This is a genomic window from Bacillota bacterium, from assembly GCA_024655925.1.
In the GTDB taxonomy this organism is placed as follows: domain Bacteria; phylum Bacillota; class DTU025; order DTU025; family JANLFS01; genus JANLFS01.
The window spans coordinates 11,894-17,693 of the sequence record JANLFS010000017.1 but is presented as its reverse complement, the minus strand read 5'-3'; the positions used below and the strand labels follow the sequence as shown (position 1 = coordinate 17,693).

Annotated in this window: 8 protein-coding genes; 3 read left to right on the top strand and 5 right to left on the bottom strand. The window is 60.3% G+C overall.

The features are described 5' to 3' along the window. The 4 genes from pckA to NUW23_04150 all read right to left on the bottom strand — a co-directional run. Positions 1-1,463 (bottom strand): phosphoenolpyruvate carboxykinase (ATP) (gene pckA, locus NUW23_04165; protein MCR4425371.1); only part of this gene is annotated, 1,463 nt, incomplete at its 3' end. 155 nt (positions 1,464-1,618) lie between these two features. Further along, on the bottom strand, positions 1,619-2,191 hold the full coding sequence (locus NUW23_04160) for a manganese catalase family protein (protein MCR4425370.1): 573 nt from the start codon (positions 2,189-2,191) through the stop codon (positions 1,619-1,621). 15 nt (positions 2,192-2,206) lie between these two features. Beyond that, positions 2,207-2,464, bottom strand: coding sequence for a spore coat protein CotJB (locus NUW23_04155; protein ID MCR4425369.1), 258 nt, complete (start codon positions 2,462-2,464; stop codon positions 2,207-2,209). 17 nt (positions 2,465-2,481) lie between these two features. Then, a complete protein-coding gene (locus NUW23_04150; GenBank protein ID MCR4425368.1) occupies positions 2,482-2,682 on the bottom strand; it encodes a spore coat associated protein CotJA in 201 nt (66 codons plus the stop codon). 234 nt (positions 2,683-2,916) lie between these two features. Here NUW23_04150 and NUW23_04145 point away from each other — a divergent pair, with 234 nt between their 5' ends. The 3 genes from NUW23_04145 (at position 2,917) to NUW23_04135 (ending at position 5,407) form a co-directional block, all read left to right on the top strand. Further along, positions 2,917-3,810 (top strand): DUF4438 domain-containing protein, encoded by an 894-nt coding sequence (locus tag NUW23_04145; GenBank protein ID MCR4425367.1) that lies wholly within the window; start codon positions 2,917-2,919, stop codon positions 3,808-3,810. 20 nt (positions 3,811-3,830) lie between these two features. Next, a complete protein-coding gene (gene add, locus NUW23_04140; protein ID MCR4425366.1) occupies positions 3,831-4,847 on the top strand; it encodes an adenosine deaminase in 1,017 nt (338 codons plus the stop codon). A 71-nt stretch (positions 4,848-4,918) separates the two neighbouring features. Next, positions 4,919-5,407 carry a hypothetical protein gene (locus NUW23_04135; GenBank protein ID MCR4425365.1) on the top strand — a complete coding sequence of 163 codons (489 nt, stop codon included), beginning with the start codon at positions 4,919-4,921 and terminating at the stop codon, positions 5,405-5,407. Between the two features lie 86 nt (positions 5,408-5,493). Here NUW23_04135 and NUW23_04130 read toward each other — a convergent pair. Continuing rightward, positions 5,494-5,800: pyridoxal-5'-phosphate-dependent protein subunit beta (locus tag NUW23_04130; GenBank protein MCR4425364.1), on the bottom strand; the 307-nt coding region annotated here is incomplete at its 5' end.

The following is a 5,800-nucleotide window of genomic DNA, read 5'->3' as shown; positions in this document are numbered from 1 at the left end:
TCGTAGGCTCTCGGGTCAGCCCATGTGTTCCGCGGATTGAGAACCTCGGAAGGGACTCCGGGGCAACTCTCGGGCACCAGCACGTTGAAGACCGGGTCGAGCCTGAACGGGACGTCCTTCAGTCTCCCGTCGAGAGCCGCGTTGACCATTGCCCTGGTATACGCAAGGTCTATCCTCTTGCCCACGCCGTATGGCCCTCCAGACCATCCAGTGTTGATGAGGTACACCTGTGAGCCGTGCTTTTCGAGCCTTTCGCCGAGCATAGTGGCGTACTTCATGCCTGGGAGCGGGAGGAACGGCGCGCCAAAGCAGGTGGAGAAGGTCGCCTCGGGTTCGATGATCCCACGTTCTGTACCGGCGAGCTTGCTCGTGTATCCAGAGAGGAAGTGGTACATGGCCTGGGCTGGTTCCAGTTTCGAGATGGGCGGCATAACGCCGAAAGCGTCAGCGGTCAAGAAGACGACTGCGGATGGGTGGCCTCCAACCCCTGGTATTGCCGCATTGGGTATGTAGTGAACCGGGTAGGCCGCCCGGGTGTTCTCGGTTATGGCGTCACTGGTGTAGTCCGGTTCCCTGGTGGCCTCGTCGAGCACGACATTCTCGATGACCGACCCGAACTTGATCGCCTCCCATATCTGGGGCTCGCGCTCCCTCGAGAGGTTGATGCACTTGGCGTAACACCCACCTTCGAAATTGAAGACCCCTTCGTCCGTCCACCCATGCTCGTCGTCACCGATCAGGCGACGGGCGGGATCGGCCGAGAGCGTGGTCTTACCTGTCCCAGAGAGGCCGAAAAACAGGGCCGTGGCGCCGTCCTCACCGATGTTTGCCGAGCAGTGCATGGACAGAACGCCCGAGAGCGGCAGGAGGAAGTTCATCACAGTGAAGATGGACTTCTTCATCTCTCCTGCGTACTGCGATCCCGCGATCAAGACCAGTCTCTCCTGGAAATTCAGGACCACTGCGGCCTCGGAGTTCGTCCCCTCAAGCTCAGGCACTGCGAGGAACCCGGGTGCGCATATGACAGTGAACCCGGGAGTGTGGGATGCCAGCTCCTGAGGAGTGGGCCTGATGAACAGCTGGTGGACGAATATGTTCTGCCACGCGAGCTCGTTTATGAACCGAATCGGAAGCCGAAAAAGGGGATCGGCTCCTACGAAGCCGTCGAATATGAAGATCTCTCGGTTCTGTAGGTACGCCTGAAGGCGGGCCTTGAGCCTGCGGAAGTTCTCCTCCGACATAGGCTTGTTCACAGGTCCCCACGCTATCAGATCGTGGTTCTCTGGCTCATCCACTACGAACTTGTCGTTGGGGGATCTCCCTGTGTACTTACCGGTCCTCACGCACAGTGCCCCCGTGGAGCTCAGCACGCCTTCGCCTCTTGCGAGCGCTCTTTCGACCAGGTTGGCCACTGAGAGATTACGGCGGACTGGGCCGGGGTTGATGATTCCCGCCTGTCCGATTCCGAATGTGTCCTGGGCCAAAGCAATCCCTCCTACAAATTGTGGAAAGGCGCAACAGCACCCCCAAAATAGCATACCCTCCAGGACGAGTCAAGCCGCCCACAGCGTGTGGACGGCTTGTTCATCATGTGAGTTCGTCAGCAGGGGCTTCCCGCCTACCAGAGCTTCCTCCCGTCGAGGCACTCATGCAAGTGATCGAGGGTCTCTCCGAACCTCTGAAAGTGCACAACCTCGCGCTCCCTCAGGAACCGGAGGACGTCAGTTGCGCAAGGATCGTCTGACAAGTTGATCAGCCACTCGTAGGTGGAGCGCGCCTTTTGCTCCGCAGCCATATTCTCGTGGATGTCCGTTATTGGGTCTCCCTTGGATTGAATGTACGCGGCTGTCCACGGCACTCCTTCAGCGTTTACGAAGTACAGTGCGCGGTCGTGGTCGGCATAGTACCCATCCATCCCAGCCGCCTTTATCTGCTCGAGCGGTGCATCCTTTACAAGATTGTAGACAAGGGCGGCGACGATTTCCATGTGGGCGAGTTCCTCGGTGCCGATGTCGGTAAGAACCGCCTTGGACCGCGACGTCGGCATGCTATACCTTTGAGTAAGGTACCTCAGCGATGCGGCCAACTCACCGTCAGGACCGCCGTATTGGGTGATAATGTTCTTCGCAAGCCTCGGATTGGGCCCGCTTACCCTGACCGGGTACTCCAACTTCTTCTCATAAACCCACATCGTCCGTGCTCCCTCCTAACCCTGGGTTTCCCAGGGCCACGGTTCGTCGAGCCACGCCCACCGGTTGTGCGACAGCGACTGCCCGTAATTCAGCAGAGGCCCGTACGCCTGCTCGTACGCGGCGCGTGTCCGTATCAGAGCCGCGGCTATCTGGTTGTAATCCGCGAGTGCCCGTGTGTCCTCCGGGTGCGTATCCAGGTACAAGTTTAGCTCGATGGCGGCAAACTCGAGGGCCTGGAGGCAGTCGAGCAACTGCTTCTTCACGGGGTCCATGGTACCCGGGTTCATTGTCATGTCGCCTCCCACGGCCGAACTGGCGGTGCATAGTCCTGCATATAGGGCATGTAAAGCTCGGGGAATATCGTCCCGCGCCTCAGCCCCTCCGCCGGGTCCCACCTGGTGGTGTAGACTTGCGGCGGTACGTAGGCGCGCGCCAGCCTCATCGGCATGTATCCCGGCATCTCCGGGACTGGCATGTCTTGACTCTGCATTTTCCTTCCTCCCTGGGGTATACACGCTTTCAGGTCCATCATATTCTCGCGCGATCTCGGTGGAATGCCTGCGAAGCGCATATTTCGGGCCCGGGTGTCGGGAGGCAGGAATCGAGGGGCCTGTTTACAATCCGCTCCGACGTGGCTCAGCCCGACGCCACCTCAGCAGGAATCCCGCGGGCGGTGGGTGAATAACGTTACCCGGCGTAATCGAGATGAAGGGGTGGTATTAGGTTGCTTCTCACCAACAGAGACGACCTCGTCATGATCTCGCTGCAAGGTGTGGTTGCGCCGCACGTGCGCAAGCAGGCATTCCGAATCGGCGCCGACGGTGTGCCGTTCGTGTTGCCCGGGGTGGGCGGGATCACCTACAACGTGCGCGTCGGAGATAGGGCTTTTGGCTGGGCCGGGGACCACATAGAACCGGGAGTGTCGACCGCAGCCGACTATGATAAGCGGTCTGATTCCAAGAATACTGGGTACAATGTCCTGGCGTGCATCGGCAACAAGGCGCGCGTGGTGAGCGGAGACGCCAAGGACGCCGAAGGCGTCGTCACTGGGCATCACGGGGGGATCGAGCACGTTCTGATAGACTTCGACGATGATGCCCTGGATAAGCTCGCGATAGACGACAAGATCTTGATCCGCGGGTACGGCCAAGGTCTCAGGCTTCTCGACTACCCCGAGGTGAGGGTGTACAACCTCGATCCTGATCTCCTGGACCGCATGGGTGTTGCCGAATCCGGTGGAAAGCTGAGGGTGCCCGTTGCTGCCAGGGTTCCGGCCAGGCTGATGGGTTCAGGGATTGGTGAGCCGGACACTGCGTCGGGGGACTACGACATAACCACTACCGACAGAGCGGAAATCGCGGAACTGGGCCTGGATAGGCTCAGATTCGGTGACCTCGTCGCCCTCGACGACTGCGACAACCTCTTCGGAAGGAGTTATCGCCGTGGGGCGATCAGCATCGGGGTCGTGGTTCACTCAGATTGCCTGCTGGCAGGGCATGGGCCCGGCGTCGCAACTATCATGACTTCTGCCGGCCCATCTATCGAACCTTTCGTAGATGAGTCTGCGAACATCGGCAAGTACTTGGGGATCGGCAGGTACCGGGCATCGTCCCGGTGATCGGGGAGGCGGCGCACGCGATGGCTAGCAGTGATGATTTTTCGCGGATGCCCAAAGTGGAACTACACCGACACCTGGAAGGGGCGATCCGGCCGTCGACCATTCTGGATCTGTTTCGGAAGAACCGCGGCATGTTCTGGGACTTGTCTGTTGACGACATAGCCCCCCGGATCCAGATAGGGCCTGGGGACAAGTCATTTCTCGACTTCCTCGCCAAGTTCGAGTTCTTCATGCCGTGCATTGCCTCGGAGGCTGACCTCTCCCGCATCACTCGGGAAGCTATCGAAGACTGCGCGTCGGACGGCATAGTCTACGCAGAGCTGCGTTTTGCCCCCATCTTCGTCCAGGGGCTCACCGGCCTCAGCCCGGCCCGAGTGGTTGAGGCGGTGCTGGAGGGAGCCCGCGAGACTCCGCCGGGGATCGATGTCTCCTTCATCCTCATCATTCCCCAGCCTGAGGGGGAGAGAGCAGGATGGGAAACGGTCCGCCTGGCCCGGGACTACATGGACTCAGGCGTCAGAGGCATCGACATCGCGGCTGACACAAGACAGGTGGGGCTTCGCGAGTACATTCGCCCACTCGCCTGGGCACGGTCCAGCGGGCTAGGCGTCACGGTGCATGCAGGGGAATCAGAAGGACCTGAGTCTGTGAGAATCGCTGTGTCGGAACTTGGGGCGACACGTGTGGGCCATGGGATACGAGCCGTCGAAGATGGGGCGACCCTGGCGCTTCTTGTGGAACGTGGAACAGTGTTGGAGGTCTGTCCTACGAGCAATGTTCACACCAGGGTGGTGCCTTCGATCGAGGCTCACCCTCTCATGCGACTCATGGAGGCTGGGGTGCGGGTCACCCTGAACACAGACGACCCGGGCATCTCCGGCATAACCCTGTCGCACGAATACCGGCTCGCCCGGCAGGTGTGGGGTGTAGACCCGGGTCAGTTCGGCGTGACGAACCACAATGCTCTTGAGGCCGCATTCGCGACCCCGGCCCAGAGGACCCGTGTCGCCGAAAGGATCGCAGGTCAAGTTGGCTAAACACTGAGTCCGCACCTGTCGCCAGTCGCCCGGTGGGACTTCACTGAGATACTGATGATGGAGGGCTCTACATGAACTGGAATTCGGCCTGGATCCGGACTTCGGTTGCCGTGCTTGCAGCTGTCGCCGTGGCGCTCGCCCTGGCGGGGCTAGCCGGCGCGGCCGTTTACCCATACCTTCCCGACTCCTTCAACCAGCCTGCCAACCTGTCCGTGGCGGAATTCGCCGCGGTCCGGCTCACGGCCTATTACAACTGCCCGGGGGCCCTTACCACTAAGCTCATGCGGCAGAGCGTCCGATGCTTTCTGGGGCCCACGTCGGTGGACCTTTTCGTGGATACGCTGACCCAGCCGACGTGGGATGTGTACATCGCTGGAACCAACTTCACCGTGTCGGACTCAGAGATTGCGGCCGCTTTCGAGGAGGCTGCCGCTGCTCCGATGACCTGGCTCACCAGGTTCTTCCCAGGTGTGCCGCAGGAGAGTATGAGGGTGATCTTCAGTATCAAAGGGTTCCAAGTAGGTATCTACCAAGGCGGGAGATTCACTCTGACTAGGTGAGCATCGTTCTCCGAGCACGGTTTCCCCGCGCAGTCCGGTGAACAGTGTGGACGGAAGGGCGGAGCGAACACGCTCCGCCCACTGTATCAACTCTGGGTCAGTGGTCGCCTGAGTTCCGCGATCCTCTTGTTGTAGTAGTGCACCTTTGCGTACTCCTCGTCCCAGAACGACTGAGATCTCATTCGGTCGAGGTAGTCACGGGTGTATCCGAAGGGAAGCCAGTCGGACTCCTTCTGCGCGAAGAGCTTCTCTTTCGCCTCCGGCCTACGGAAGTCATGCACCCCCGATTTATCCTCAGACAGGAAGATGTCCCGCACCCACCTCTCGAGAACCGGCTCGGACACCTCGAGGTAGCGCGCATCGAGATCCGCTATGACGGAGCCGTACCGGTCG

What these genes read in the sequence shown, in the direction of transcription:
- NUW23_04160 (MCR4425370.1), bottom strand. Translation starts at nt 2,191, where the DNA reads ATGTGGGTTTATGAGAAGAAGTTGGAGTACCCGGTCAGGGTAAGCGGG.
- NUW23_04155 (MCR4425369.1), bottom strand. Translation starts at nt 2,464, where the DNA reads ATGGACCCCGTGAAGAAGCAGTTGCTCGACTGCCTCCAGGCCCTCGAG.
- NUW23_04150 (MCR4425368.1), bottom strand. Translation starts at nt 2,682, where the DNA reads ATGCAGAGTCAAGACATGCCAGTCCCGGAGATGCCGGGATACATGCCG.
- add (MCR4425366.1), top strand. Translation starts at nt 3,831, where the DNA reads ATGGCTAGCAGTGATGATTTTTCGCGGATGCCCAAAGTGGAACTACAC.
- NUW23_04135 (MCR4425365.1), top strand. Translation starts at nt 4,919, where the DNA reads ATGAACTGGAATTCGGCCTGGATCCGGACTTCGGTTGCCGTGCTTGCA.